27 protein-coding genes, 1 pseudogene and 1 riboswitch are annotated in these 24,977 nt (G+C 68.5%); of the genes and pseudogenes, 18 read left to right on the forward strand and 10 right to left on the reverse strand.

Features of this window, described 5'->3' with window-relative positions; all coding sequences use genetic code 11:
• Positions 1-59 precede the first annotated feature (59 nt).
• Complete coding sequence (locus L3V18_RS04730) at positions 60-680, reverse strand: EF-hand domain-containing protein (RefSeq protein ID WP_237053438.1); 621 nt, start codon at positions 678-680, stop codon at positions 60-62.
• A gap of 225 nt (positions 681-905) precedes the next feature.
• Between L3V18_RS04730 and L3V18_RS04735 the strand changes: the two genes are divergently transcribed.
• A complete protein-coding gene (locus tag L3V18_RS04735; RefSeq protein ID WP_237053440.1) occupies positions 906-1,715 on the forward strand; it encodes an arginyltransferase in 810 nt (269 codons plus the stop codon).
• A gap of 83 nt (positions 1,716-1,798) precedes the next feature.
• Positions 1,799-3,022 (forward strand): endonuclease/exonuclease/phosphatase family protein, encoded by a 1,224-nt coding sequence (locus L3V18_RS04740; protein WP_425493470.1) that lies wholly within the window; start codon positions 1,799-1,801, stop codon positions 3,020-3,022.
• 13 nt (positions 3,023-3,035) lie between these two features.
• Here L3V18_RS04740 and L3V18_RS04745 read toward each other — a convergent pair whose 3' ends face one another.
• Both L3V18_RS04745 and purT read right to left on the reverse strand, forming a co-directional pair.
• The gene (locus tag L3V18_RS04745) at positions 3,036-3,359 is read right to left on the reverse strand and encodes a hypothetical protein (protein ID WP_237053441.1); all 324 of its coding nucleotides are present in this window, start codon (positions 3,357-3,359) and stop codon (positions 3,036-3,038) included.
• Positions 3,360-3,474: 115 nt separating this feature from the next.
• Positions 3,475-4,689, reverse strand: coding sequence for a formate-dependent phosphoribosylglycinamide formyltransferase (purT, locus tag L3V18_RS04750; protein WP_237053443.1), 1,215 nt, complete (start codon positions 4,687-4,689; stop codon positions 3,475-3,477).
• 111 nt (positions 4,690-4,800) lie between these two features.
• Between purT and L3V18_RS04755 the strand changes: the two genes are divergently transcribed.
• The 8 genes from L3V18_RS04755 to L3V18_RS04785 all read left to right on the forward strand — a co-directional run bounded on the left by L3V18_RS04755 (position 4,801) and on the right by L3V18_RS04785 (position 9,387).
• On the forward strand, positions 4,801-5,802 hold the full coding sequence (locus L3V18_RS04755; RefSeq protein WP_237053445.1) for a hypothetical protein: 1,002 nt from the start codon (positions 4,801-4,803) through the stop codon (positions 5,800-5,802).
• A 127-nt stretch (positions 5,803-5,929) separates the two neighbouring features.
• Positions 5,930-6,811, forward strand: coding sequence for an SPFH domain-containing protein (locus L3V18_RS04760; RefSeq protein WP_237053446.1), 882 nt, complete (start codon positions 5,930-5,932; stop codon positions 6,809-6,811).
• 114 nt (positions 6,812-6,925) lie between these two features.
• Positions 6,926-7,291, forward strand: coding sequence for a hypothetical protein (locus L3V18_RS04765; protein ID WP_237053447.1), 366 nt, complete (start codon positions 6,926-6,928; stop codon positions 7,289-7,291).
• On the forward strand, positions 7,288-7,521 hold the full coding sequence (locus L3V18_RS04770; RefSeq protein ID WP_237053448.1) for a type II toxin-antitoxin system antitoxin: 234 nt from the start codon (positions 7,288-7,290) through the stop codon (positions 7,519-7,521). The genes L3V18_RS04765 and L3V18_RS04770 overlap by 4 nt, the downstream gene beginning before the upstream one ends.
• Positions 7,514-7,690 carry a DUF4177 domain-containing protein gene (locus L3V18_RS04775; RefSeq protein WP_237053450.1) on the forward strand — a complete coding sequence of 59 codons (177 nt, stop codon included), beginning with the start codon at positions 7,514-7,516 and terminating at the stop codon, positions 7,688-7,690. Before L3V18_RS04770 ends, L3V18_RS04775 begins: the two co-directional genes overlap by 8 nt.
• A gap of 70 nt (positions 7,691-7,760) precedes the next feature.
• Positions 7,761-7,886: a hypothetical protein gene (locus tag L3V18_RS19230; RefSeq protein WP_255783672.1), complete on the forward strand. Its 126-nt coding sequence runs from the start codon at positions 7,761-7,763 to the stop codon at positions 7,884-7,886.
• A gap of 59 nt (positions 7,887-7,945) precedes the next feature.
• Entirely contained in the window at positions 7,946-8,503 is a 558-nt protein-coding gene (locus L3V18_RS04780; protein WP_237053451.1) for a PH domain-containing protein, read from the forward strand.
• 56 nt (positions 8,504-8,559) lie between these two features.
• Positions 8,560-9,387 (forward strand): M15 family metallopeptidase, encoded by an 828-nt coding sequence (locus L3V18_RS04785; protein WP_237053453.1) that lies wholly within the window; start codon positions 8,560-8,562, stop codon positions 9,385-9,387.
• A gap of 222 nt (positions 9,388-9,609) precedes the next feature.
• Here L3V18_RS04785 and L3V18_RS04790 read toward each other — a convergent pair whose 3' ends face one another.
• The 6 genes and pseudogenes from L3V18_RS04790 to L3V18_RS04815 all read right to left on the reverse strand — a co-directional run bounded on the left by L3V18_RS04790 (position 9,610) and on the right by L3V18_RS04815 (position 14,205).
• Complete coding sequence (locus tag L3V18_RS04790; RefSeq protein ID WP_237053455.1) at positions 9,610-10,284, reverse strand: DNA-3-methyladenine glycosylase family protein; 675 nt, start codon at positions 10,282-10,284, stop codon at positions 9,610-9,612.
• Between the two features lie 3 nt (positions 10,285-10,287).
• Complete coding sequence (locus L3V18_RS04795) at positions 10,288-10,671, reverse strand: DUF423 domain-containing protein (RefSeq protein ID WP_237053456.1); 384 nt, start codon at positions 10,669-10,671, stop codon at positions 10,288-10,290.
• Positions 10,672-10,804: 133 nt separating this feature from the next.
• A complete protein-coding gene (locus tag L3V18_RS04800) occupies positions 10,805-11,980 on the reverse strand; it encodes a polyketide cyclase (protein WP_237053457.1) in 1,176 nt (391 codons plus the stop codon).
• 238 nt (positions 11,981-12,218) lie between these two features.
• Positions 12,219-12,287 (reverse strand): annotated as a pseudogene (locus tag L3V18_RS04805) (DNA-binding response regulator); the annotation flags it as partial.
• An 83-nt stretch (positions 12,288-12,370) separates the two neighbouring features.
• Complete coding sequence (locus tag L3V18_RS04810) at positions 12,371-13,012, reverse strand: response regulator (protein ID WP_237053458.1); 642 nt, start codon at positions 13,010-13,012, stop codon at positions 12,371-12,373.
• Complete coding sequence (locus L3V18_RS04815; protein WP_237053460.1) at positions 13,009-14,205, reverse strand: sensor histidine kinase; 1,197 nt, start codon at positions 14,203-14,205, stop codon at positions 13,009-13,011. The genes L3V18_RS04810 and L3V18_RS04815 overlap by 4 nt, the downstream gene beginning before the upstream one ends.
• Positions 14,206-14,351: 146 nt before the next feature.
• On the opposite strand from L3V18_RS04815, the gene L3V18_RS04820 reads away from it, so the two are divergent.
• The 6 genes from L3V18_RS04820 (at position 14,352) to L3V18_RS04845 (ending at position 19,523) form a co-directional block, all read left to right on the forward strand.
• Positions 14,352-14,954 carry a GNAT family N-acetyltransferase gene (locus L3V18_RS04820; RefSeq protein WP_237053462.1) on the forward strand — a complete coding sequence of 201 codons (603 nt, stop codon included), beginning with the start codon at positions 14,352-14,354 and terminating at the stop codon, positions 14,952-14,954.
• Complete coding sequence (gene minC / locus L3V18_RS04825; RefSeq protein ID WP_237053464.1) at positions 14,951-15,724, forward strand: septum site-determining protein MinC; 774 nt, start codon at positions 14,951-14,953, stop codon at positions 15,722-15,724. The genes L3V18_RS04820 and minC overlap by 4 nt, the downstream gene beginning before the upstream one ends.
• A gap of 25 nt (positions 15,725-15,749) precedes the next feature.
• Positions 15,750-16,559, forward strand: coding sequence for a septum site-determining protein MinD (minD, locus tag L3V18_RS04830; RefSeq protein ID WP_237053466.1), 810 nt, complete (start codon positions 15,750-15,752; stop codon positions 16,557-16,559).
• A 2-nt stretch (positions 16,560-16,561) separates the two neighbouring features.
• Positions 16,562-16,822 carry a cell division topological specificity factor MinE gene (gene minE, locus L3V18_RS04835; protein WP_237053468.1) on the forward strand — a complete coding sequence of 87 codons (261 nt, stop codon included), beginning with the start codon at positions 16,562-16,564 and terminating at the stop codon, positions 16,820-16,822.
• Between the two features lie 85 nt (positions 16,823-16,907).
• Positions 16,908-17,423 carry a hypothetical protein gene (locus L3V18_RS04840; protein WP_237053469.1) on the forward strand — a complete coding sequence of 172 codons (516 nt, stop codon included), beginning with the start codon at positions 16,908-16,910 and terminating at the stop codon, positions 17,421-17,423.
• Positions 17,424-17,504: 81 nt separating this feature from the next.
• Entirely contained in the window at positions 17,505-19,523 is a 2,019-nt protein-coding gene (locus tag L3V18_RS04845; protein WP_237053471.1) for a M2 family metallopeptidase, read from the forward strand.
• A 736-nt stretch (positions 19,524-20,259) separates the two neighbouring features.
• Here L3V18_RS04845 and L3V18_RS04850 read toward each other — a convergent pair.
• Complete coding sequence (locus tag L3V18_RS04850; protein WP_237053472.1) at positions 20,260-22,626, reverse strand: Tex family protein; 2,367 nt, start codon at positions 22,624-22,626, stop codon at positions 20,260-20,262.
• Between the two features lie 250 nt (positions 22,627-22,876).
• Between L3V18_RS04850 and L3V18_RS04855 the strand changes: the two genes are divergently transcribed.
• Both L3V18_RS04855 and L3V18_RS04860 read left to right on the forward strand, forming a co-directional pair.
• Positions 22,877-23,332, forward strand: a complete 456-nt coding sequence (locus tag L3V18_RS04855; RefSeq protein WP_237053475.1) for a VOC family protein — start codon at positions 22,877-22,879, stop codon at positions 23,330-23,332.
• Complete coding sequence (locus L3V18_RS04860) at positions 23,332-24,597, forward strand: multidrug effflux MFS transporter (protein WP_343226305.1); 1,266 nt, start codon at positions 23,332-23,334, stop codon at positions 24,595-24,597. The genes L3V18_RS04855 and L3V18_RS04860 overlap by 1 nt, the downstream gene beginning before the upstream one ends.
• A gap of 181 nt (positions 24,598-24,778) precedes the next feature.
• Positions 24,779-24,934, forward strand: a riboswitch (glycine riboswitch).
• Positions 24,935-24,977: the final 43 nt, after the last annotated feature.

Consider the following 24,977-nt stretch of genomic DNA (forward strand, 5'->3'; position numbering starts at 1 on the left):
ACGGCATCCGCCGGCCGGGCACCTCCCCGGCCGGCGTTCCGTCTGCACGTCCGGACGGGTCAGCGACGCCGCGGCGGCTGCAGTTCCTCGCGGCTCAGGTAGCCGTCGCGGTTCTCGTCCATGAAGGCGAAGGCGCCGCTCATGCGCGGCATGCCCGCCTCGACTTCGGAACGGCTCAACCGCCCGTCGCCATTGCCGTCGGCCTGCTTGAACTTCGCTTCGCGTCGTTCGGCCGCCCTGGCGACGTGCTCGGCGCGCATGCGCTCGCGGTAGGTGCGCAGCTCGCTGCGGACGATGTAGCCGTCGCGATTGCCGTCCATGTCGTCGAAACGACCGGCGAGGCGCGGCGCCTCGGCGGCCTCGACCTTGCTGATCCGGCCGTCCTGGTCGGTGTCCAGGGCGACGATGCGCGCCAGCCCACCGTGCCGGCCGTGGCCCCGGCCATCGCGATGGCGGGCATGACGGGCAGGACGCTCCGATGCGTCGAGACGGCCATCGCCGTTGGCATCGAGCCTGTCGAAGTGCCCGGCCAGGCGTGGGGCCGCCGCCGCTTCGTTGCGGTCGATTGAGCCATCGCCGTTGCTGTCGAGCTTGGCCATGCGATGCGGGTGGCCGTGCTCTCGGTTGCCGTCGGCACCCGCTGCGAAGGCGGTGCCGGCGACCAGGGCAGCCAGGGCCATTGCCACGGCCAAAGCACTGTGACGGAAGGGAATGGGACGGTTCATCGAATGTTCTCCGGTTTGCGGCGCGGCGGACGGGAAGCAGCTTCGGGATGCGCCGTTGTCCCCAACAACGCCTGCCTGCCGTTCGCGTTGACAACACGCCGACAACGGCGCGGCAGCGCGGTTCAGCCCATGGACACCCTGGCTTGCGCAGCCGGCGCCGACAGGCCCTAGACTGACGACATGGGCAACTCCCCCGCCCCGGACGAGAACGATCTGCGCCTGTTCCACACCGGCGAGCACGCGTGCGGCTACTGGCCCGAACGGATCGCCCGCGACCTGGTGCTGGATCCGCGCGACCCGCGCCTTGCCCAGCGCTATCCGCTGGCGCTGGAGTGGGGCTTCCGACGCTCCGGCGACATCGTCTATCGGCCGCACTGCCACGGCTGCCGGGCCTGCGTGGCGGTGCGCGTTCCGGTCGACCGGTTCCGCCCCGACCGCAGCCAGCGCCGCTGTCTGAAACGCAACGCCGACGTCGAGATGCGGATCTGCCAGCCGGTGCGCACCAGCGAACAGCTCGCGCTGTATCGGCGCTACCTGGCTGCCCGCCACGCCGGCGGCGGCATGGACGGGCACGGCGCGGTCGAGTTCGACCAGTTCCTGATCGGCAGCTGGAGCGATGGCCGCTTCATGGAGCTGCGCGAGGCCGGGCCGCCGCGCCCGGGGCGCCTGCTCGCGGTCGCGGTCACCGATGTCACCGAGAACGCGCTGTCGGCGGTGTATACCTTCTTCGACCCGGACTTCGCGCGACGCGGTCTCGGCACGCTGGCGATCCTCAAGCAGATCGAGTGGGCCCGCCGCGAACGCCGCGAACACCTTTACCTCGGATACTGGATCGCCGGCCACGCCAAGATGGACTACAAGCGCCGCTTCCATCCGCTCGAGAGCTTCGACGGCCGCCGCTGGCACGCGTTCGACGAGTGCGAGGCGCCCGAGCGCCTCCTGACGGACGTCCCTCCTGCCGCAGACGACGACATCACGGACAACGCATGACCCCCCTGTCCCGCCGTACATCGACGCGCTGCCGCGTCGTCACCGTCCTGCCACGCGCCTTCGCCCTTGCTTCCACCGTTGCCATGCTGGCGCTGACGGGCTGCGTGCGCGTGCAGGTCCACGGCGCCCCCGACTCCACCGGATCGATGACTGCCCCATCCCCGCCCACCCTGCGCCTGGCGACCTACAACACCTCGCTCTACGACGAGGCCACCGGCGGTCTCGTCGGCCGGCTCCAGGCGGGCGATGGCCATGCCGCCAGGATCGCCGCCGTGCTGCAACGCGTGCGCCCGGACGTCGTGCTGCTCAACGAATTCGACTACGACGGCGCGCATCGCGCGGCCGAACTGTTCCAGCGCCGCTATCTCGAAATCGCGCAGCCCGGCGGCGGTGCGCCGCTGCACTACGGTTATCGCTACCTCGCTCCGGTCAACACCGGAGTGCCGAGCGGCCTGGACCTGGATGGCAATGGCGAGGTCGGAGGCGGCGGCCGCGAGCGCGGCAACGACGCCTGGGGTTACGGCCTGCACCCGGGCCAGTACGGAATGCTGCTGCTTTCGAGATATCCGATAGACGCCGCCTCCGCGCGTACGTTCCAGCACCTGAAATGGAGCGCGATGCCCGGAGCGCGCCAGCCACGCGATCCCGCCACCGGCATCGCCCACTATCCGCCGGCGATCTGGTCCCGGCTGAGGCTTTCCTCGAAGTCGCACTGGGACGTGCCGGTGCGCCTGCCCGGCGGCGATCTGCACGTGCTCGCCGCCCATCCGACCCCTCCGGTCTTCGACGGTCCGGAGGATCGCAACGGCGCGCGCAACGCGGACGAGATCAGGCTGTGGCGCGAGTACATCGGCGGCGGCGACCTCTCATGGCTGTGCGACGACACCGGTCGCTGCGGCGGTCTGGCGGAGGATGCGCGCTTCGTGATCGTCGGCGACCTGAACAACGACCCATCCGACGGCGATGGCGACCATGCCGCAATCCTCGAACTGCTCGAACATCCGCGGGTCGCGCGTATGCCGACACCACGCAGCGAGGGCGCCGTCGAGACGGCCGCACGCTATCCGCACCTCGTCCGCCGCGGCGCGGCGGCACATGCGACCGGCGATTACGGTGCGCGCGTCGGCACCCTGCGGCTGGACTACGTGCTGCCCTCGGTCGGCATGGCGGTGCGCGGCAGCGGCGTGTTCTGGCCGAAGCCGGGCCAGCCCGGCGCGGAGCTGGTCACGGCGAGCGATCACCGCCTGGTCTGGGTCGACATCGAATGGACCGCCATCGGCACGGACGATGCGGCCCCGGGGCGCTGAGCGCCATACCGGATCACTTCGGGGTCTTGCCCGGCTCCGTCGCGGCCGGTTTCGCCGCGGACGCGGTCCTGGGTCCGAAACCGAACGCTTCTTCGCTGCGCGCGGACACCACCATCCGTACCATGTTGGCCGGCACCATCAGTTCCAGCTCGATCGTGTCGCCGGCCGGGGTACGGCCGTCCATGATCATCTTGATGAAGGCGCCGCCGGTGTCGATCTCGCGGCACATCACGTGCTCGGCGCCGGCTTCGCCCTGCAGATAGGGCTTGATCGCCCCGCCGAGCGCCTCGACGGCCTGCGGAAAGAAGAACACGGCATAGCCGCGGGTGTCGTTCATTCGTTGCTCCCATCCGGATGTGGCGACCATGGAGCGACACCGACGGACGCGGATGGAGCACATTGAAAGGCTTCATCCGGGTTCATCCGCGCCATCCGAGGCCGATGCTCTGCATTCAACGCAAGTCAACCTTCAATTTCGACGCCGCCTCGCGCGCGTTCGCGCGCGCCTGCTCGACGTCGTCGCCGTGGGCGAGTGTCACCGCGACCCGGCGCTGCCCTTCCACCCGCGGCTTGCCGAACAGGCGCAGCTGGGTGCCGGCTTCCGCCAACGCCGCATCGACCCGTGAGAACACCGGCACGCCATGCCCCTGCGCGAGCACCGCGCACGAGGCCGTGGGGCCCATGTGCGCGATCCAGCCGTCGGCATCGGCATGGACCGGCAGGCCGAGGATCGCCCGCGCGTGCAGGGCGAACTCGCTCAGCACCTGCGAGGCGAGCGTGACCAGTCCGGTGTCGTGCGGACGCGGCGACACCTCGCTGAACCAGACCTCGTCGCCTTTCACGAACAATTCGACCCCGAACAGCCCCCAGCCGCCGAGGTCGTCGGTGATCGCGCGGGCGATCTGCTGGGCGCGCTGCAGCGCGCTCGCCGACATCGGCTGCGGCTGCCAGCTCTCGCGATAATCGCCGTCGCGCTGCAGGTGGCCGACCGGCGCGCAGAACGCGGTACCGCCGGCATGGCGTACGGTCAAGAGGGTGATCTCGTAATCGAAATCGACGAACCCCTCGACGATGCAGCGGCCGGCGCCGGCGCGGCCGCCAGTCTGCGCGTACTCCCACGCGGCGTCGATGTCGGCCTCGCCGCGCACCGTGCTCTGGCCCTTGCCGGAAGACGACATCACCGGCTTGACCACGCACGGCAGCCCGACCTCGGCAATCGCCGCACGATAGTCCTCGACGGTGTCGACGAAACGATATGGCGAGGTCGGCAGGCCGAGCGTCTCCGCGGCAAGACGACGGATGCCCTCGCGGTCCATCGTCAGCCGCGCGGCACGCGCGGTCGGAATCACCCGGGTATCGGAACCGCGTTCGGCGAACTCGCGCTCCAGCTCGATCAGGGTCTGGGTGTGGATCGCCTCGATCTCCGGCACGATCAGCGCCGGGCGTTCGGCACCGATCAGCTCGCGCACGGCCTGGCCGTCCAGCATGTCCAGGACATGGCTGCGATGGGCGACCTGCATCGCCGGCGCGTCGGCGTAACGGTCGGCGGCGATCACCTCGACGCCGAAGCGCTGCAGCTCGATCGCGACCTCCTTGCCGAGCTCACCCGAACCCAGCAGCAGAACCCGGAAGGCGTGGGGCGAGAGCGGGGTTCCGACGGTGGTCATGCGGGGCCTCGGTGGCGGGAATGGGGCACTAGTCTAACTTCGACGCCCGACCGGCTTGGGTGCCCGCAACGGCCATGCGATCCTTCGGCGATGCCGCCCGCGCCGCCGCCAGTGTCCACGTCGCCGACCGCCCCTCCACGGGGGCGTGGCACCCGCACGCTTGCCCGCCGCGCCGTGCGCGCGGCGCTGGCAGGATGCCTGGCGGGGTGCCTGGTCGTCGCCTGCAGCGGCCGCGACCATGCGGTGGAGGAGCACGGCACGCAGTTGATGGGCGTGCTGCTGGACGCGCAGATGAGCGAGATCAGCGGCCTGGCGGTCTCGCGCCGCCATCCCGGGGTGATCTGGATGCATGACGACGGCGGCAATCCCGAGCGCCTGTTCGCGACCGATGAGAGCGGCACCCGGCTGGCGACCTTCCGCGTCGAGGGCGTGACCAAGACCGACTGGGAGGACATGGCCAGCTTCGAACTCGACGGCACCTCCTATCTGCTGGTCGCCGACACCGGCGACAACGGTGGCCTGCGCCGCAGCCTGCAACTGCATGTCTTCGAGGAGCCGGAGACGCTGGAGAATGCCCGCCTGACCCCGGCCTGGTCGATCGCGTTCCGCTGGCCGGACGGCGCCCGAGACTGCGAAGCGGTCGCGGTCGACGCCGCAGGCGGCCAGGTGCTGCTGGTGTCGAAGAAGCGCACGCCGCCGGAGCTGTTCTCGCTGCCGTTGCGCCCGTACGGCACCGGCCTGCAGACCGCCAGTCCGATCGGCGCGCTGGCCGGGGTCCCGGCACCCGCGACCGACCTGCCCGAAAACGCCCCCCGGCGGTCGCAGGTCGAACACCAGGTCACCGCTGCCGACGTCTCGCCAGACGGCCGCACGCTCGCGGTGATGACCTACAAGGACCTGCTGTTCTACTCCCGCATCGGCGCCGAGAACTGGGGCCAGGCGGTTTCGCGGGCGCCGGTGCTGACGGCTCTGCCGTGGCTGCCACAGGCCGAGGCGATGGGATGGAACCGCGATGGCAGCGGCGTGTTCACGACCGGCGAGTTCATCCCCGCGCCGCTCTACCTGATCGGCGCACCTTCCGCGTCGGCCTCTGACTCCCCCACATCTTCCTGATTCCAAAGGAATTCGCATGCAATCGACGGACCGGAGCCGGCCGTCGCGGGTACCGTTCGTCTGATCTCCATTGATTTTGATATCAATTTGATATCAATATTCCAGACATCCAAACGAGGCCCACACCATGAAAGAGAACCCGATCCGCTCCCTGTCCGGCATCCCGTTCCTGCTCGGGGTGCTGGCCACCGCCCTCTTCGCCGGCTGGTTGTTCGTCAGCGGCACCGCGGCCGACCCGCAGACCGGCGAGCCCTCCACGATCCGTCTGGTCGGTGGCGTGTTGCTGGGCGTGCTCGCGTTGCTCAGCCTGATCGGCCTGTACACCGTGCAACCGAACCAGTCGGCGGTGCTGAGCCTGTTCGGCAAGTACGTCGGCACGGTGCACGAGAACGGCCTGCGCTGGAACAATCCCTTCTACAGCAAGCGCAAGGTCTCGCTGCGGGTGCGCAACTTCGAGAGCGGCCGGCTGAAGGTCAACGAACTCGACGGCAGCCCGATCGAGATCGCCGCGGTGATCGTGTGGAAAGTGGTCGACTCCGCCGAGGCGGTGTTCAACGTCGACGACTACGAGAGCTTCGTCCATATCCAGTCCGAAGCGGCGCTGCGCGCGATGGCGACCAGCTATCCCTACGACCAGCACGAGGACGGCCAGATCTCGCTGCGCAGCCATCCCAACGAGATCTCCGACCGCCTGAAGGAGCACCTCGACGAACGCCTGACCGCCGCCGGCGTGGACGTGCTGGAGGCCCGCATCAGCCATCTCGCCTACGCGCCGGAGATCGCCCACGCGATGTTGCAACGGCAGCAGGCCAACGCGGTGATCGCGGCGCGTACGCGGATCGTCGCCGGCGCCGTCGGCATGGTCGAGATGGCGCTGGCGGAACTGCAGAAGAACGGCGTGGTCGATCTCGACGAGGAGCGCCGGGCGGCGATGGTCAGCAACCTGCTGGTGGTGCTGTGCGGCGATCGCAGCACCCAGCCGATCGTCAACGCCGGCACGCTCTACTGATCGCACGTCCATGCGCAGGAACCCGCACACCCGTACGCGGATTTCTCGAGCGATCGCGTATTCATGCGCAGGAAGCCGCCCGTCGACGCGCGGGTTCTTCATGGAAACCTACCGATGACAGACCTGCTCGTACCCACCCTCCTCGCCGCCGGCAGCCTGCCGATGTTCGCGATCGCCTACCGGGTGGCCCGTGGCGACCTGCACTGGCTCAACGGGCTGGATGCAGGCCGGCTGCGCGACCCGCAGCGGATCGCGGCGCGCATGTCGCGGCTGCTCGGCCTGGTCGGGGTCGCCCTGCTGCTCGGCGCCGCCGGCATGTACTGGGCCGGCGGCATGCAGGCACGCGTGGGTGCGGTCACGGTGGGCCTGCTGATCGCGGTGAACGGTCTTGGTGTCGCCCTGGTCCTCGCCATACGACGCGCCAGACGCGACTACCTGCCGCCGGGGCAACGACACGGCGGAGGGAACGGACAGCCGTGAGCGAGAAGTCGCCAGGCACGCCGAAGAAGGCGTATCCGCTGCGCATCAACGCCGAGGTCCTGGAGGCTGCACAGCGCTGGGCCGACGACGAGCTGCGCAGCCTCAACGCACAGATCGAGTACGTACTGCGCGACGCGTTGCGCAAGGCCGGACGGTTGGCTCGGCCGCAGTCCCGGTCGTCGCCGGAGCCGGCCGAAGACGTCCACAACGGAGAATCCCACGATGAGTAGCCGCTGGCAGCACAAGGTCGTCGAGATCGCGTACAAGCTCTTCGCCAACCACACCGAGCGCGTGCAGCAGGAACTGGACAAGCACGGCCAGCAGGGTTGGGAGCTGGTCGCGGTCGTGCAGTCCAACGCCGCCGACTCGATCCGCCTGTTCTTCAAGAAACCCGCCTGACGTCCCGGCGCCGCCGCCCGGAATCCCGGTCCCGCCCGATCCGGCCATCCAGTCCCACGAGGAGATCACCATGTTGCACGTCGTCAAGCTGATCGAACGCCGTCATCCCGGGCACGCCCGCCGGATCGTCACGCTGCTGCTGACCGCCTCGCTGGCCCTGCTTTGCGGCGGCCTCATCACCTTGCTGTTGCGCTGAGCCCGTCAGCCATCGGCAGCCCTGAGACCAACGTGTCCACGAAGCGAAGAGGATCAGCCTTGAGCTCCCCAGACACCCGGGATTTTCCGTCCGCGCCGCTGGCGCATCGCACGACCTGGTTCTTCCCCGCCTTGTGGGTGCTGATCGTGATCGTGGCCTACATGACTCCGTCCGCGCGGCCGGCCACGACCGAACCGGTACCCCCGTGGCTGATCACGCCGTTCGCTTGCGCGCTGGTGGTCATCGGTCCCTTCATCCTTCTGCAGTATCGGCGCATCCGGGTCGAGGGCGGCGCGTTGCGGGTCATGGCAGCTTCCGTGTTCACGCACACGATCGCCATCGCGGACCTGGATCTGGAGCGGGCCCGGATCGTCAACCTCGATGAACACCCGGAGTACCGCCCCTGGCTGCGCCTGTTCGGCATGTCGCTGCCCGGCTTCACCGCCGGCCATTGCCTGTTGCGCAATCGCACGCGCGCATTCTGCCTGCTGACCGATCGCGAACGGGTGCTGGTGCTGCCACAACGGAACGGCCGCTACCTGCTGCTCAGCCCCGAACGCCCACAGGCCATGCTCTCGCAGCTGCGCGAGCTGGCGGGGAACGCACCCCGGAACTAGGCGCGCGTTCGATGCCCCTGCATGCAGAAGCATTGAACAGGCTCTAAGCTCACCCCATGCGCGGCGCGTCCGACATCCTGATCAATACCACCGAGGTCGAGCTGTGGCCGGCGTATCTGCTGCGCGCACGCAGCAACCGCGATGCACGCGCGCTCGCCCGCGCGCGGCGGGTGCTGCGACGCAAGCGCGATGGTCGCTATCTCGCCGCCGAACTGCCTGAAGGCCTGTTGGCGCTGGTACCACGACTGGCGCGCGAACCCGGCCTGGACGGCGCCCTTGCCGCGCTGGACGCGGCGTCGGACCATCGCCGCCCGGGCATCGAGCGGGTAGGCCAGCTGCCGCTGGCCCGGCTCGAGCAGCGGCTGGATGCGCTGGGACTGGATCATGGCTACGGCCAACGCACCGGCCTGCCGCTGGTCGCCGAGCCCGACTGGCTGGCGCTGGCCGGGTTCGACCGTTACCGGCGTCCGCTCTGGCTGCACGTGGACGCCGCTCGGGCCTGGCAACACCTGCAATCCGAGGCCCTGCGCGACGACGTCGTGCTGGAAGCAATCTCCGGCTATCGCAGCCACGACTACCAGCTCGGCATCTTCGAGCGCAAACTCATCCGCGGCCAGAGCGTCGAAGAGATCCTGAAGGTCAACGCGGCGCCCGGCTACAGCGAACACCATTCAGGGCTCGCGCTGGACATCGGCACTCCGGGCGAACCGCCGGCCGAGGAGTCGTTCGAGCGCACCGACGCGTTCGCGTGGCTGGTCGACAACGCCGGTGGCCACGGCTTCGTGATGAGCTATCCACGCGACAACCCTTACGGGATCGTCTACGAGCCCTGGCACTGGGCATGGCAGGGCGCGACACGGAACATTTGCCAATCGCACGCATGACACATACCTCTTTGGGGGAGAGGATGGGTGCATGATCGCGCCCGCACATTAAACCGCCATGATCGCCGGTCCGTCGGCCGGACACCGCCTTCAGGCCGATGGCGGATCCGCTTCGGCGCGTGCCACGGAGCGGTCGGGCACACCCGTGGAACGCGGCGGAAATCGCTCGGGACGCGGGCTGGACGAGGTCCGGGTCAAGTGCAGGAAACCCGCAGACGGACACTAGCCCTGCGAACGGTTGGTCGGCGTCACCGCCTCGCTGGCACTGTCCGCGATCCGCCACAGATAGAGGCTGGCGTAGGTGCGATACGGTCCCCAGCGTTCGCCGCGCTCAAGCAGCGCCTTCGGCGTCGGTGCCTGCTCGGCCTTGTCCACCATGCCGGCGCCCTTGCGCACACCGAGGTCGTCGATCGGCAACACGTCCGGCCGCCCCAACCGGAACATCAGCATCATCTCGACCGTCCAGCGGCCGATTCCGCGGATAGGCACCAGCGCCTCGATGATCGCCTCGTTGTCCAGCGAAGCCATCTGCCGCAGCGTCGGGATCTCGCCACGCGACTCGCGCAGCGCGAGATCGCGCAGCGCCAGGGTCTTGTTGCCGGACACGCCGCAGGCACGCAGCCCGGCATCGTCGATGCGACCGAGAGTGTCGAAATGCAGGCGGGTGCTGCCGATCGCAGCCTCGACCCGCCCCACGATCGTCGAGGCCGCCTTGCCGCTGAGCTGCTGGAACAGGATCGCCCTCGCCAGCGCGTCGACCGGATCGAAGCGCCGGCGCCAGCGCGGATCCGGGCCGATCGGCCCGATCCGGCGCATCCAAGTGCCCAGCCTGCGATCGCATCGCGCCAGATGCGCGAAAGCGGCGTCGGTGTCGAAGCCACGTACGTGACGGGGCATCGTTCAGTGCCTCGCCGCGTCGACGGCGTAGCCCAGCCACGCCAGGATCATCAGGCTGGCGCCGGCCGGCGCCAGCCGTGTCGGCCAGCCCAGCACATGCGCGGCGACCAGACTGCCGGAGAACAGCAACACGCCGACCAACAATCCGGCCAGGGCCGCCCGTCCGAGCCGACGCATCGTCCGCGGCGCCAGCGCACACAACGCGAGGCCATGGCCGAACACGAATGCCGCTGCCAGCTGCAGCTGCGCCCTCGCATCCACCCCGGCCGCATGCGCGGCATAGGCGGCCAGGGCGATCGACAGCGCCGCCAGCAACGCCCCGGCGCTGGCCAGCCCCCGCTGCAGCGGCGAAGTCGGCAGGAGAAGGGCAGCGGAGGCTTCGAGCATGGCGAACCTGGGGGCGGCGTCGGGGTCCCGACGATATCAGGCCGGCAAAAGAAAAGCGCCGCACGAGGCGGCGCCTTTCCCGGGGCCGATCCGTGCGGACGGACCGGCTGCGACAGGATTGCCCCCTGTCGGCTTACTTGACCGACCAGTAGACGTTGAAGTCGCCTTCCTCGGTGAAACCCTTCTCGATGCCGTTCTTCCAGTCCTCGTACGGACGATCGACGGTCTCGTAACCGTGGGTCAGGGCCCAGGCCCGCAGCGCATCGCGCACCTTGGCGAGGTTGGCCATGTGGCCCACGAACGGCACCATCGCGACCTTGGAGCCTTCCGAGTAGACCGCCTCGACCGGCCCCTCGACCTTGATGTCGAGCTTGACGGCATCGGCGGCCGGCGCGGCGGCGGCGGTAGCCTCGGCCTGGTCCTCGCCCTCTTCGGCATTGCCGTTGCCTTCGTCCTCGCTGTCGGCGCCGCCCTTCTTGCGCACCGGCTGGGCGACGTCGAACGAATAGGTCTCGGCGCCGAACTCGTTGGTGATGATGCGGACCGGGCCGGCGGCGACCAGGTCATTGGCGTCCATCACCTTCTTGATCCACTCCATGTTGCTCTTCATCTGGCGCGCGACCGCCTCGTTCTCGCGCGGCACCGCGGCGCGCACGATCAGCAGGTTCTCGGCCGGACGCTGCGACAGCTGCGGTGCCTTGCTCGGGTCGTCCTCGCCGAACACCGAGTAGTCATGATTCGGCACCGTCGCCAGCATGTTGCTCAGTCGGCTCAGGCTCAACTTCATGTCCTGGCCGAAATTGCTGGTCACGTACATGCCGGAGTAGCGGCCCAGCAGGTCCCAGCCGTACTCGACATCGTAGGTCTGGGTGATCATCACGTTGCGACCGCTGCGACCGGTCGGGGTCAGGGTGTAGGTGGTGCGCTCGTTCTTGCCACGTCCCCGGAACGGATTGTTGCCCTTCGGGTTGGAGGTCAATGCGTAGGTCACGCTCTTGTTCGGCTCGTTGCCGATGATCTCCCAGCTGCCGCTGCCCACTTCCTCGACGTCGGACTCGTAGTCCATTCGCGCGCCGACGCCTGATTCCGGGCCGGACAGCTTGAGCTCGATCGCCGGATCATGCAGCACCAGTGCGTTCCAGTCGTCGAAGCGGCGCAGGCTGTTGATCGTGTCGTACACGATCGTCAGCTTGCGGTTGGACTCGACGCTTTCCTCGAGGTGGCGGCGGTCGGGCAGCAGGACGCCGACCGTCAGGAACAGCACGGTCACGATGGCAACGGAAATCAGGATCTCGATCAGACGGGTCATTCAGGTTTTCTCCAGGGCCGACCCGGGACCAGACCGGGGCGCAGACCCCTAATCCTAACAAGGAAGCCGGGCCGGGCGCATTACCCATTGGCAGAAGGTTCGCCGGCCGGCGGAGGCGGGGTTTTCATGACAGCCGCCACCCCGCCGGGCCGGTGCGTGGCACCAGGCACCTGCCCCGTCCCCGGCCGGAGAGAGCAGCGTAACGCGAGCACGTCGTGCGGGCCGGGCATCCCGTCGATCAGACCAGTTGCAGCTCGAATGCCTTCAACACCGCCCGGGTGCGGTCGCGTATGCCGAGTTTTGACAGGGCGGGCGGCCAACGCCTGCGAGGCATCGCCTGGCCTGGCCGCGAGCGCCCGCCGTGCTGCGGCGGGCCGGGCATCCTGTCGATCAGACCAGTTGCAGCTCGAATGCCTTCAACACCGCCCGGGTGCGGTCGCGTACGCCGAGTTTTGACAGGATGTTGGAAACGTGGTTCTTGATCGTGCCCTCGGCCACGCCGAGCGAGTTGGCGATTTCCTTGTTGGAGAAACCGCCGGCCATCAGGCGCAGGATCTCGGTTTCGCGGTCGGTCAGCGGATCCGGGCGATCCAGGCTGACGAAGTCGTTGCGCATGTGCTCCAGTCCCGATAGCAACCGCTGCGTGACCGCCGGCTGCACCAGCGAACCGCCCTGGGCGACGGTCTGGATCGCGCCCACCAGCTGCTCGAGCGAGACGTCCTTGAGCAGGTAGCCCTTGGCACCGGCTTTCAGCCCCGCCAGCACCAGCTGGTCGTCGTCGAAGGTGGTCAGGATGATGGTCGGCGGCAGGCTGTCGGTCCGGGCCAGCGCCTGCAGCGCCTCCAGCCCCGACATCACCGGCATCCGCATGTCCATCAGCACGACATCGGGCTTGATCTCGGGAACCATTTCCACCGCCTGGCGCCCGTCGCCGGCCTCGGCCACCACCTCGATGCCCTCGGCCAGCGACAGCAGGGACCGTACCCCCTGCCGGACCAGGGTCTGATCGTCAACAAGCAATACGCGGATCATGCAACCGCTCCTTCAGGGGGGATCATCGTGGCCGGCAACATCAGGCGCAAGGCGAAGCCTGCCTGTGGCCGTGTTTCGATCTTCAGGTCGCCGCCGTACTGGCCGAGCCGCTCGCGCATGCCGCGCAGGCCGTTGCCGGACACGGGAGAGCTGGCACCCCGGCCGTCGTCGCGCGCTTCCATCACGATCATGTCGCCGTCCCGGTACGCCTTCACCCACAGATTACCCGCACCGGCGTGGCGGACGGTATTGGTGATGATTTCCTGGGTGCTGCGCAGCAGGATGTGCGCGCGCTCGGGGTCGTCGAGCGTCAGCGGCGACTCGATGTCCATGTGGATCCGCAGCGACGGCACGTTCTCCGCCAGCGGGCGCAGCGCCGCCTCCAGGTCGATCGCCCCGCCCTCGCGCAACTGGCTGACCGCCTCGCGGACGTCGGTCAACAGCAGCCGCGCGAGGGTGTGGGCCTGGCGCACGTGCTCCCGGACCCGCCCCTCGGACAGGTGGCCGGCAACTTCCAGGTTCAGGCTCAGCGCGGTCAGGTGGTGACCGAGCAGGTCGTGCAGCTCGCGCGAGATCCGGGTGCGCTCGTTGACCCGGGCACTCTCGGCCAGCAGGGCACGGGTCGCGCGCAGTTCCGAATTCAGCCGCCGCTGCTCCTCGCGGGCCAGCGACTGCTGGCGCGCGACCAGGCTGGTCACGAACACGAAGCCCGAGAAACCGGCGTACAGCACCGACTGCATCACCGCCTCGAAGATCGGCAGGTCCAGGCGGACATACACCGGGACGATGATCAGCTGGCTCATCACCAGCCACGCGATACCGACCCACAACGGCAGCATCCACGGCAGGACGCTGGCGGTCACCATCAGCAGGATGCTGCCCAGCCCGGTTTCGGTGAAGTAGCTGACCCCGACCGCGCTGGCGGTCAGCACCAGCAACGAGACCTGGTCGAACCAGCCGGTCTGGCGGAAGCCGAGCTGACGGGTCAGCCAGGCGTAGCTGATGCCGAACAGGGCGTAGGCCGAGATCGCCGCCCACGGCACCGACTGCAGCGCGCCGGCGCCATCGAGGATCCCGCCCGCCTCCAGCAGCCAGGACCATGAATAGAGGTAAAGCAGCGGCACCCCGACCACGACCCAGGTGAACAGGCCCGCATAGCGCAGCAGTCGGGAATGGTTCAGGCGATTCAGCATCCCGGCATGCTAGCCCTATCAGGGACTTGCGTAGCCGTCCGAAAGTCATGGAATCGTCATCGCCCAGTCGCCCGGACCCCGCAGCCATGCGATAATCCGCGATGCTGGCGCCGCACGCGTCGGCCCGAAACATCATGGAGTCAGGAATGTCGATCGTCGTCCGCGACGTGCGCGAGCACGAGCTGGATTCCGTCCTTGCCCTCAACAACGCCGCCGGACCCGCCATCCTGCCGCTCGATGCGGCCCGGGTGCGTCACTTCTACGATACCGCCGAGTACTTCCGCGTCGCCCTGCGCGACGACATGCTCGCCGGCTTCCTGATCGGCGTCGGCAGCGGCTCGGACCACGACAGCAGCAACTTCCGCTGGTTCCGCGAGCGCCACGCGGACTTCTTCTACATCGACCGCATCGTGGTCGCCAGCCGGCGCCGCGGCGGCGGCGTCGGCCGCGCGCTCTATGCCGACGCGCAGAGCTACGCCGAGCTGCGCTATCCGCAGATGGCCTGCGAGGTGTTCCTCGAGGGCGGCCACGACCCGGCGCTGCTGTTCCACGGCAGCTTCGGCTTCCGCGAGGTCGGCCAGCACGTGATGCCCGAGGTTGGCATCCGCACCGCGATGCTGATGAAGGCGCTGTGCAGCTACCCCTGGGTTCGCGAGACCTACGGTGACGACCTGCCCGACGAGGACTGGGTCCGCGCGCGCCGGACGGTCGCCACCACGCCGCGCCTGACCGGAACCACCGGCCGATGAGCGCGGCGGCAATGGACTATGAACAGGCAGGCGAACTGAAGATAGGTCAGGTCGGTATCGCCAACCTCCGCGTCCGCACACTCGACGTGACGCGCCTGATCGACGAGATGCGCCAGCGCGTCCAGCGCGCGCCCCGGCTGTTCGCCCGGGCGGCAGTGGTCATCGATTTCGGCGGCTTGCCGGAAGTCCCCGACGAGGCCACCGCCCGCGCCCTGCTCGACGGGCTGCGCGACGCCGGCGTGCTGCCGGTCGCCCTCGCCTACGGGACCACCGCGACCGAGCGCCTGTCCGAGGCGTTGGGACTGCCCCTGCTGGCCAAGTTCCGCGCCCAGTACGAGCGCAGCGACGCGGCCGCTCCGGCGCCGGTCGCGGCCCAGGAAGCGCCCCGTCCGGCCCCCGCGGCTGCTAGCGCCCCGGCATCCGCCGCCGGGCCCGGACCCAGCCCCGGCCTGATCCAGGCCGCGCCGGTCCGTTCCGGCCAGCAGATCTACGCCGACAACCGCGACCTGACCGTGCTGACCTCGGTCGGCGCCGGCGCGGAGGTGATCGCCGACGGTTCGGTCCATATCTACGGCCCGCTGCGCGGTCGCGCGCTCGCCGGCGCCCAGGGCAACGAAAAAGCCCGTATCTTCTGCCGAGAGTTCCACGCGGAGCTGGTGGCCGTGGCCGGGCACTATCGCGTGCTCGAAGACATCCCTTCCGACCTGCGCGGCAAAGCCGTGCAGATCTGGCTGGAAGACCAACAACTAAAAATCGCGGCACTGGACTGATGCCGCACCATCGGAGGACTTGAACTTGGCCGAAATCATCGTAGTCACGTCAGGCAAGGGCGGCGTCGGCAAGACCACCACCAGCGCGAGCCTCGCCTGCGGCCTCGCCCGCCGCGGGCACAAGGTCGCGGTCATCGATTTCGACGTCGGCCTGCGCAACCTCGACCTGATCATGGGCTGCGAGCGCCGCGTCGTGTACGACTTCGTCAACGTGGTCAACGGCGAATCCACGCTCAAACAGTCGCTGATCAAGGACAAGCGCTTCGACAACCTGTACGTGCTGGCCGCGTCGCAGACCCGCGACAAGGACGCGCTGACGATGGAAGGCGTGGAGAAGGTGCTCAAGGAACTGGCCGACGACGGCTTCGACTACATCGTCTGCGACTCGCCGGCCGGCATCGAGAAGGGCGCCTACCTGGCGATGTACTTTTCCGACCAGGCCGTGGTCGTGGTCAATCCCGAGGTCTCCTCGGTCCGCGACTCCGACCGCATTCTCGGCCTGCTGTCTTCGAAGACGAAGAAGGCCGAGAACGGCGAGCGGGTCAAGGAACACCTGCTGCTGACCCGTTACAGCCCCAAGCGCGTGGAGACCGGCGAGATGCTCAGCGTCGGGGACGTCGAGGAGATCCTGGGCCTGAAGACGATCGGCGTGATTCCCGAGTCGACCGACGTGCTCAACGCCTCGAACAAGGGCGAGCCGGTGATCCTCGACACCGAATCCGACGCGTCGCAGGCCTACGACGACGCGGTCGCCCGCCTGCTCGGCGACACCCGCCCGATGCGTTTCACCACCGTGGAGAAGAAGGGCTTCTTCAGCAAGATGTTCGGAGGCTGATGATGGGACTGTTCGACTTCCTGCTGGCCAAGAAGCAGACCGCCTCGGTCGCCAAGGACCGCCTGCGGATCATCGTCGCCCACGAGCGCGCGACCCGTGGCGGTCCCGACTACCTGCCGACCCTGCAGCGCGAACTGCTGGAAGTGATCCGCAAGTACGTCAACGTCGACGCCGAGGCGGTGAAGGTCGACCTGATCGGCGAAGGCGACAACAAGGTGCTGGACATCTCGGTCGCGCTGCCGGAAAACACCGCCCAGGCGTGAGAGCGGAAGGAAGGCGGGACATACCGGGAACTCCGTTCTTGCCCCGGCCGCCTGACTCCCGACGCTTCACCCGCTTCCCCCGTTCATGCTGACCCTCGCCGACATCGCCTTCGACGACGCCGCCCGCCTGCTCGCCGGCTACGGCCTTCGGCTGGAACGCGTGGCCGACGGCGCCGGAATCCCCGGCAGCTACTGGGGCGACTGCGAGGCCGGACTGATCGGCTGCACCGTCTACGCCCGCGGCGATACGCCGGTGCATTCGCTACTGCACGAGGCGGCGCACCTGATCGTACTGCCGCCGGAGCGCCGCGCCGCCGTCCACACCGACGCCACCGACTCGATCGAGGAGGAGGACGCCGTCTGCGTATTGCAGGCCCTGCTCGGCGATGCCCTCCCCGGCGTGGGTCGCACACGCGTGCTCGCCGACATGGACGCCTGGGGCTACACCTTCAGGCTGGGGTCCGCGCGGGACTACTTCGAGCGCGATGCCGGTGCCGCGTGGAAGTGGCTGCAGGCCCGCGGTCTCGCCGACGCCGTGTCGCGCAGGCTGGTCCCACCGTCCGCCCCCGGACGGACCACCGTCGCGACGGGCCGGCACTGATCTCACTTGCGTCGGCTACGGGGGAACTCTAGCCTTCCCAGTTCAGCGCATCGACGCGACCCTGTTCGAGGAGAGCTACCCATGAAACCCGTCCGCGCGCTACTCGCGCTCAGCGTCACCGCCGCCGTGCTCGGCCTGTCCGCCTGCTCCCGCGACGGCGGCGAGGATGCCGCCGGCACCGCGACCGCGCCGGAAGGCGAGACCGCCGACCAGTTCATCGCCCGCGTCAACGACGAAATGCGTGCGATGTATCCGGAGATCACCTCGGCCCAGTGGCTCGCCTCCACCTACATCAACAGCGACAGCCAGCTGATCGCGTCCAAGGCCAACGAGCGCATGCTCGCCCAGCTCAACAGCTGGATCGAGCAGGCCCGGAAGTTCGAGGGCCAGGAAATGTCGCCGCAGACCGCGCGCTCGATCCAGTTGCTCAAGCTCGGGACGTCGATGCCGGCACCGAAGGATCCGGCCAAGCTGGAGGAACTGGCCAAGCTGGCGACCAAGATGGAAGGCATGTACGGCGCCGGTACCTACTGCAAGGGCGAAGGCGACGACAAGCAATGCCGCCAGCTCGGCGAACTCGAGGACGTGCTGCGCCACGACCGCGACTACGACGACCAGCTCGATGCCTGGCGGGGCTGGCACACCATTTCGGTGCCGATGCGGCAAGATTACACCCGCTTCGTCGAACTGGTGAACGACGGCGCCCGCGAAATGGGATACGCGGACGCCGGCGAGATGTGGCGCTCCGGCTACGACATGACCCCGGTCGAGATCGCGGCGGAGACCGACCGGCTGTGGGGCCAGGTCAAGCCGCTGTACGAACAGCTGCATTGCTATACCCGCACGCGTCTGGAGGCCAAGTACGGTGCCGACAGGGGCGCGGTCGCAGGCGGCATGCTGCCGGCCCACCTGATGGGCAACATGTGGCAGCAGGACTGGGGCAATCTGTGGGACATCCTCGCGCCGTACCGGAGCGCCGGCAATCTCGACATCACCGGCGCACTGGAAAGCCAGTGGCAGCAGAACTTCTCCACCGAGATGGCCAGGCACCGTGGCGAGCGCAATGCGTCCGACCTGGTCGAGATGGAGCGCGCTGCCGACCTCGCCACCGCCCGCCAGATGACCGAGCGCGCCGAGGACTTCTACACCTCACTGGGCATGCCCAAGTTGCCGGCCACGTACTGGGACAAGACCCAGTTCATCAAGCCTCGCGACCGCGATGTGGTCTGCCACGCCAGCGCCTGGCCGATGGACATGGCCGACGATGTGCGCACCAAGATGTGCATCAAGCCGAACGAGGAAGACTTCACCACGATCTACCACGAGCTCGGCCACGTCTATTACTACCTGCTGTACAAGGACCAGCCGCCGATCTTCCAGGCCGGCGCCCACGACGGCTTCCATGAGGCGATCGGCGACACCATCGTTCTGGCGATGACGCCGGAGTACCTGCACTCGATCGGCCTGGTCGGCGAGCCGCAACAGAGCGAGCAGGCGCTGATCAACGCGCAGATGCGCATGGCGCTGGCCAAGGTCTCGTTCCTGCCGTTCGGCCTGATGATCGATCGCTGGCGCTGGGGTGTGTTCGACGGCACGATCAAGCCGGAGGACTACAACAAGGCCTGGTGGGACCTGAAGGCGAAATACCAGGGCGTCGCCCCGGTGACCTCGCGCGGCGAGGAGTTCTTCGACCCGGGCGCCAAGTACCACGTGCCGGGCAACACCCCGTACACCCGTTATTTCCTCTCGCACGTGCTGCAGTTCCAGTTCTACAAGGCGCTGTGCGATGCCTCCGGCCACGAGGGCCCGCTGTACGAATGCAGCTTCTACGGCGACAAGGAAGCGGGCGAGAAATTCCAGGCGATGCTCGGCAAGGGTGCAAGCCAGCCGTGGCAGCAGACCCTGAAGGAGCTGACCGGCGGCGAGACCATGGACGCCTCGGCGGTACTGGAGTACTTCGCGCCGTTGCAGGACTGGCTCAAGCAGCAGAACGAGGGCAAGACCTGCGGCTGGCAGGCGAGCGCCGCCCCGGCACCGGCCGCCCCGGCCGCCGAAGGTGGCGATACCGCAGCGGAACAGGAGCAGCCGGCCAAGGGCTGATCGCCGCCATCGCGCTGCAACAAAAGGGCCGGCGATTGCCGGCCCTTTTGCTTTGCCTTGTCACCGTTTTGCGCATGAGCAAAGGCTCCGGCGCTTTGAATCAAGGTCGAAGGCTTCCGCCACCAAGGCGGCGGGTAACTTTTCTTTGTTGGCCCAAAGAAAAGTCACCAAAAGAAAGGGCCTCCCCGACAGAGCTCAATCGTGAACGGTGGATGCTTCGGGATTTTTCGACTCGCCATCCATGGCTCGATCGAAAAACGGCGCGCGGTGCGGGCAGGCGTGGCTCCAGTGGGAGATCAAGATCGGCTTGATGCTGTTGCTGTCGATCTTCGGCGACTTAAAGCACGCCGAGCACCGCAGGTCGAAGCGGTCGTAGAGGTGCCCATGTCTGAGCGTCGCGAAGCGGCGCGAGTTTGGGCACCGTGCCGCTTCGAGCGAGGAGCGCAGGGGACCGGGGCGGCGCAGCCGACCCGGCGGGCGTCAGGAGCAGGCGGTTTTGGTTACTTTTGCCAAGACAAAAGGAACCCGCCGATAGGCGGAAGCCTTTGATCTTGATTCAAAGCTCTGGAACCTCTGACTCAGGTTCCGGCGCTGGGTGAATTCCGGACGGGCAAGACCGCCAGCATCCGCTCCGCCACATGGGTGGCGGAAGCCGTTGACTCCCACAGAAGCCAGAGAAGCCGGGCGACACCAGCCCACACAATCGATCAACGGCAACTGCCAAAAAGCAGGGCGATCAGCCCTGCCCCTTGGCCTTGGCGAAGGCCGCCGCCAACGCGTTGTTCGGCGGCGGCGCGCTGCGCCCGGCATTCCCGTCAGGGCGCCCGCCCTGACGGGCGCCGCCGCGTCCGCCCGAAGGGCCACGATCGTCACGCTGTCCGCGCGGCTCCCGCTGCGGCGCGGTCGCCGGATCGAGGCGCCGCGACAGCGCGATGCGCTTGCGCGGGATGTCGACCTCGAGCACCCGCACCTTGACCACGTCGCCGGCCTTGACCACCTCGCGCGGATCCTTGACGTAACGATCGGCCAGCTCGGAGATGTGCACCAGCCCATCCTGGTGCACGCCGATGTCGATGAAGGCCCCGAAGGCGGCGACGTTGCTGACCACCCCTTCGAGGATCATGCCCTCGCGCAGGTCCTTGATGTCTTCGACGCCATCGACGAACTTCGCCGCCTTGAACTCGGGACGCGGATCGCGGCCGGGCTTCTCAAGCTCCTTCAGGATGTCGCGCACGGTCGGCACGCCGAACCTGTCGTCGGTGAACTGCTCGGGCTTGAGCGCGCGCAATGCGGCGATGTCGCCGACCAACTGTTTCACTCCGCGACCCGAGGCGGCGAGGATGCGTTCGACCACCGGGTAGGCCTCCGGGTGCACCGCCGACGCGTCGAGCGGCTGCTCGCCGTCGTTGATGCGCAGGAAGCCCGCGCACTGCTCGAAGGTCTTCTCGCCCAGCCGCGGCACCTTCAGCAAGGCCCTGCGGCTGGCGAAAGGGCCGTTCTGGTCGCGATGGACGACGATGTTCTCGGCGACCGTCGTCGACAGACCGGACACCCGCGCCAGCAAGGCGGCGGATGCGGTGTTGAGGTCGACGCCGACCGCGTTCACGCAGTCTTCGACCCGGGCGTCGAGCGCACGCGCCAGCCGATACTGGTCGACGTCGTGCTGGTACTGGCCGACGCCGATCGCCTTGGGCTCGATCTTGACCAGCTCTGCGAGCGGGTCCTGCAGGCGCCGCGCGATCGACACCGCGCCGCGCAGGGAGACGTCGAGGCCCGGGAACTCCTTCGCCGCGAACTCGGACGCCGAATACACCGAGGCGCCGGCCTCGCTGACGACGATCTTCTGCATCTTCAGCTCCGGCGCGAGCTTGATCAGGTCGCCGGCCAGCTTGTCGGTCTCCCGGCTGGCGGTGCCATTGCCGATCGCGATCAGCTCCACGCCGTGCTTGACGCACAGTGCGCGCAGCACGTGCAGCGATGCGTCCCACTGCCGTTTGGGTTCATGCGGGTAGATCGTCGCGGTGTCGACCAGCTTGCCGGTGCGGTCGACCACCGCGACCTTGACGCCGGTGCGCAGCCCCGGATCGAGGCCGAGCACGGCCTTCGGTCCGGCCGGCGCGGCCAGCAGCAGGTCCTTCAGGTTGTCGCCGAACACCTCGATCGCCTCCGCCTCGGCCTTCTCGCGGGCCTGGCCGAACAGGTCGAGCATCAGGTGCAGATGCAGCTTGGCCTTCCAGGTCAGCCGGCAGGTATCAAGCAGCCACTTGTCGGCGGCTCGTCCCTGGGCCCTCACTCCGACGTGCGCGGCGACGCGACCCTCGGCCTGCGCATGTCCGGCTTCGGCATCGCTGCCCGGATCGAGGTCGAGGAACAGGAACTCCTCACGACGGCCGCGGAACAGCGCCAGCAACCGGTGCGAGGGAATCCTCGACAGCGGCTCGGCATGCTCGAAGTAGTCGCGATACTTGGCGCCCTCGGCCTCCTTGCCCTCGGCCACGCGCGAACGGATCGTGCCGACCTCCTGCAGCCACTGGCGCAGCTCGCCGACCAGGGCCGCATCCTCGGCCCAGCGCTCCATCAGGATCGCGCGTGCGCCGTCGAGCGCGGCCTTGGCATCGGCGACGCCCTTGTCCGCATCCACGTACTCGGCGGCCGCGGACTCCGGCTCCTGCGCCGGATCGGCGAGCAGACCGTCGGCCAACGGTTCCAGTCCGGCTTCGCGGGCGATCTGCGCCTTGGTGCGGCGCCTGGGCTTGTACGGCAGGTACAGGTCCTCCAGCCGGGCCTTGCTGTCGGCCGCCTCGATGTCCGCGCGCAGTTCGTCGCTCAGCTTGCCCTGCTCCTCGATACTGGCCAGCACCGCCGCGCGGCGATCCTCCAGTTCGCGCAGGTAGGTCAGGCGCACCTCGAGATTGCGCAACTGGGTGTCGTCCAGGCCGCCGGTGACCTCCTTGCGGTAGCGGGCGATGAACGGCACGGTCGCGCCTTCGTCGAGCAGGCCGATCGCGGCGACCGCCTGCGCGGGTTGGGCGCCGATCTCCTCGGCGATCTGGCGGGCGATGTGGGCGGCGACGGCAGGCGAGGCGGAGCGGCTTTCGGACATCGGGACGTGCAGGGCCTTTTAGGTACGGGACGCCGATTGTGGCAACCCCCGGCGCCGGGCGATACCCGTTGACAAGCCGGAACGCAGTCTGCAGGCCCGGGCTCCCGCTGGCGGAGCCGGACGGCGACGTCGTTGGCGCGGCCGGCTGCCGGCCATGTCGCCCCGCGGACCACGGCGGCTTGCCGCATCTGGCGCCTTCGTCCCCGACGGCCCGGTACCATGACCACCTCCCCCGACGCCGGAGCGCCCCATGCCTGCCGCCGAAACGCCCCCGTTCAAGCTGCTGCAACTCGACCACGTCGTCCTGCGCGTGCGTGACATCGCGCGGATGGAGGTGTTCTATTGCGAGGTGCTGGGCTGCACGGTCGAGAAGCGCCAGCCGGCGGTCTCGATGGTGCAGCTGCGCGCCGGGAGCTCGCTGATCGACCTGGTCGATGTCGAGGGCCGTATCGGCCGCGCCGGCGGAGCACCGCCGGGCGACGAGGGCCGCAACATGGATCATCTGTGCCTCGCGGTGGAACCGTTCGAACGCGAGGCGATCGTCGCCCACCTGCAGGCGCACGGCGCACGCGTCGGCGAATTCGGTTCGCGCTACGGCGCGATGGGCGAGGGCCCGTCGCAGTACCTGTTCGATCCGGAGGGCAACATGATCGAGCTGAAGGGGCCGCCGGACGTCCCCGCGATCGCGATGGCGGCCACGTCCTGATGCCCTCCCCCCCCGCAGGCGGGCAGGCACCCGCTATCCCGCTGCGCCGCCTGGCGGTACTGCTGGGCGGACTGGCGATGTTCGGCCCGTTCGCGATCGACACGATCTTCCCGGCATTCGGCGAGATGCGCACGCAGTTCGGCGTCGACCGCGTCGCGATCCAGCAGACACTGAGCGCCTACCTGGTCGCGTATGCGTTGATGAGCATCGTGCATGGCCCGCTGTCCGATGCGTTCGGCCGTCGCCGCGTGATCCTCGGGGGGCTGGCGGTGTTCACCGTCGCCTCGGTCGGCTGCGCACTGGCGCCCGACCTGCACACCTTGCTGGCCTTCCGCGTGCTGCAGGGGCTCTCGGCCGGCGTCGGCATGATCGTCGGACGGGCGGTGATCCGCGACGTGCTGCATGGCGACGACGCCCAACGGCTGATGAGCCAGGTGTCGATGATCTTCGGCATCGCGCCGGCGGTGGCGCCGGTGATCGGCGGATGGATCCTCGGCTGGAGCCACTGGCCGGCGATCTTCTGGTTCCTTGTGCTGTTCTCGCTGCTGCTGTTCGCCGGCACCTGGATGGTGCTGCCGGAGACCCATCCGGCGGAGGCGCGCCTGCAGCTGGTACCGCGCCGGCTGCTGCGCGACTACACGGCGATCTTCGTCAATCCGCGCTTCCAGCGGCTTGCGGCGGCGGGTGCGTTCAACTTCGCCGCGCTGTTCCTGTACATCGCCTCGGCCCCGGTGTTCGTGATGGACATCCTGCACCTGGACGAATCGCAGTTCGGCTGGTTCTTCATCCCGATGATCAGCGGCATGGTGCTCGGCGCGTTCGCGTCGGGACGCGCGGCCGGGCGGATCAGCGGCACCCGGCTGTCGCGGATCGGCTTCGCCTGCTGCGGGGTCGCCGTGCTGTCGAACATCGGCTACACCCTGCTGGCCGATCAGCCGTCGGTGCCCTGGGCGATCCTGCCGATGGTGCTGAACGCGTTCGGCATCGCGCTGGTGTTCCCGATCCTGACCCTGGCGATCCTCGACATGTATCCGCGCCAGCGCGGTTCGGCATCGTCGCTGCAGGCCTTCACCGGCCTGGTCCTGCATTCGCTGGTCGCCGGCGTGGTGTCGCCGCTGCTCAGCCGCGAACCGCTGTGGCTGGCGATCGGGGCGGCGGTGTTCGCATTCCTCGGCTGGGCATTCTGGCGCTGGGAGGTCAGCTTCGGCGGCACCCCGACGTGTCCGAGCGAGCCCGCCGCACTGGAACCTACCGACCGGCTCTGACCGGTCCGCGGCCGGGCTGAACCGGCCCCCGGCGACGCGCCAAACCGGTGGCCCGACCCGTTATAATCGTCGCGTCCACGTGGTGGGAGAAGCGACCGGTACTTGCGCAGCCCTCGGCTGCGTCCCGGCCGCTGCCGAAGGCGCAACGCCCGTAATCGCTCAGGCCCAGCACCACCCGTGGTTCCAAAACTCTGGAGAGACCGGCGGCCCGCCATGATTCCCGGGCCCCACCGGCGCCGAAGGGGCAAGAAGCAGGGCCTCCAGGAGGTGAATCCTCCCCCGGCCGCCTGTCGAGGCACGCTTCCAAACTCTCAGGCAAAAGGACAGAGGGGCGCTTCACGTGCGGCGACGCACGCCCGGCCATCGCCAATTCCGGACGC

The sequence above is a fragment of the Marilutibacter chinensis genome (genome assembly GCF_021725675.1).
GTDB classification, from domain to species: Bacteria; Pseudomonadota; Gammaproteobacteria; order Xanthomonadales; family Xanthomonadaceae; genus Marilutibacter; species Marilutibacter chinensis.

Excerpts from the sequence above, each read along its gene's own strand:
- L3V18_RS04730 (WP_237053438.1), bottom strand. The coding sequence starts at position 680 with ATGGCCCTGGCTGCCCTGGTCGCCGGCACCGCCTTCGCAGCGGGTGCC.
- L3V18_RS04735 (WP_237053440.1), top strand. The coding sequence starts at position 906 with ATGGGCAACTCCCCCGCCCCGGACGAGAACGATCTGCGCCTGTTCCAC.
- L3V18_RS04740 (WP_425493470.1), top strand. The coding sequence starts at position 1,799 with ATGCTGGCGCTGACGGGCTGCGTGCGCGTGCAGGTCCACGGCGCCCCC.
- L3V18_RS04745 (WP_237053441.1), bottom strand. The coding sequence starts at position 3,359 with ATGAACGACACCCGCGGCTATGCCGTGTTCTTCTTTCCGCAGGCCGTC.
- purT (WP_237053443.1), bottom strand. The coding sequence starts at position 4,689 with ATGACCACCGTCGGAACCCCGCTCTCGCCCCACGCCTTCCGGGTTCTG.
- L3V18_RS04760 (WP_237053446.1), top strand. The coding sequence starts at position 5,930 with ATGAAAGAGAACCCGATCCGCTCCCTGTCCGGCATCCCGTTCCTGCTC.
- L3V18_RS04765 (WP_237053447.1), top strand. The coding sequence starts at position 6,926 with ATGACAGACCTGCTCGTACCCACCCTCCTCGCCGCCGGCAGCCTGCCG.
- L3V18_RS04775 (WP_237053450.1), top strand. The coding sequence starts at position 7,514 with ATGAGTAGCCGCTGGCAGCACAAGGTCGTCGAGATCGCGTACAAGCTC.
- L3V18_RS19230 (WP_255783672.1), top strand. The coding sequence starts at position 7,761 with ATGTTGCACGTCGTCAAGCTGATCGAACGCCGTCATCCCGGGCACGCC.
- L3V18_RS04785 (WP_237053453.1), top strand. The coding sequence starts at position 8,560 with ATGCGCGGCGCGTCCGACATCCTGATCAATACCACCGAGGTCGAGCTG.
- L3V18_RS04790 (WP_237053455.1), bottom strand. The coding sequence starts at position 10,284 with ATGCCCCGTCACGTACGTGGCTTCGACACCGACGCCGCTTTCGCGCAT.
- L3V18_RS04795 (WP_237053456.1), bottom strand. The coding sequence starts at position 10,671 with ATGCTCGAAGCCTCCGCTGCCCTTCTCCTGCCGACTTCGCCGCTGCAG.
- L3V18_RS04800 (WP_237053457.1), bottom strand. The coding sequence starts at position 11,980 with ATGACCCGTCTGATCGAGATCCTGATTTCCGTTGCCATCGTGACCGTG.
- L3V18_RS04810 (WP_237053458.1), bottom strand. The coding sequence starts at position 13,012 with ATGATCCGCGTATTGCTTGTTGACGATCAGACCCTGGTCCGGCAGGGG.
- L3V18_RS04815 (WP_237053460.1), bottom strand. The coding sequence starts at position 14,205 with ATGCTGAATCGCCTGAACCATTCCCGACTGCTGCGCTATGCGGGCCTG.
- L3V18_RS04820 (WP_237053462.1), top strand. The coding sequence starts at position 14,352 with ATGTCGATCGTCGTCCGCGACGTGCGCGAGCACGAGCTGGATTCCGTC.
- minC (WP_237053464.1), top strand. The coding sequence starts at position 14,951 with ATGAGCGCGGCGGCAATGGACTATGAACAGGCAGGCGAACTGAAGATA.
- minE (WP_237053468.1), top strand. The coding sequence starts at position 16,562 with ATGGGACTGTTCGACTTCCTGCTGGCCAAGAAGCAGACCGCCTCGGTC.
- L3V18_RS04840 (WP_237053469.1), top strand. The coding sequence starts at position 16,908 with ATGCTGACCCTCGCCGACATCGCCTTCGACGACGCCGCCCGCCTGCTC.
- L3V18_RS04845 (WP_237053471.1), top strand. The coding sequence starts at position 17,505 with ATGAAACCCGTCCGCGCGCTACTCGCGCTCAGCGTCACCGCCGCCGTG.
- L3V18_RS04850 (WP_237053472.1), bottom strand. The coding sequence starts at position 22,626 with ATGTCCGAAAGCCGCTCCGCCTCGCCTGCCGTCGCCGCCCACATCGCC.
- L3V18_RS04855 (WP_237053475.1), top strand. The coding sequence starts at position 22,877 with ATGCCTGCCGCCGAAACGCCCCCGTTCAAGCTGCTGCAACTCGACCAC.
- L3V18_RS04860 (WP_343226305.1), top strand. The coding sequence starts at position 23,332 with ATGCCCTCCCCCCCCGCAGGCGGGCAGGCACCCGCTATCCCGCTGCGC.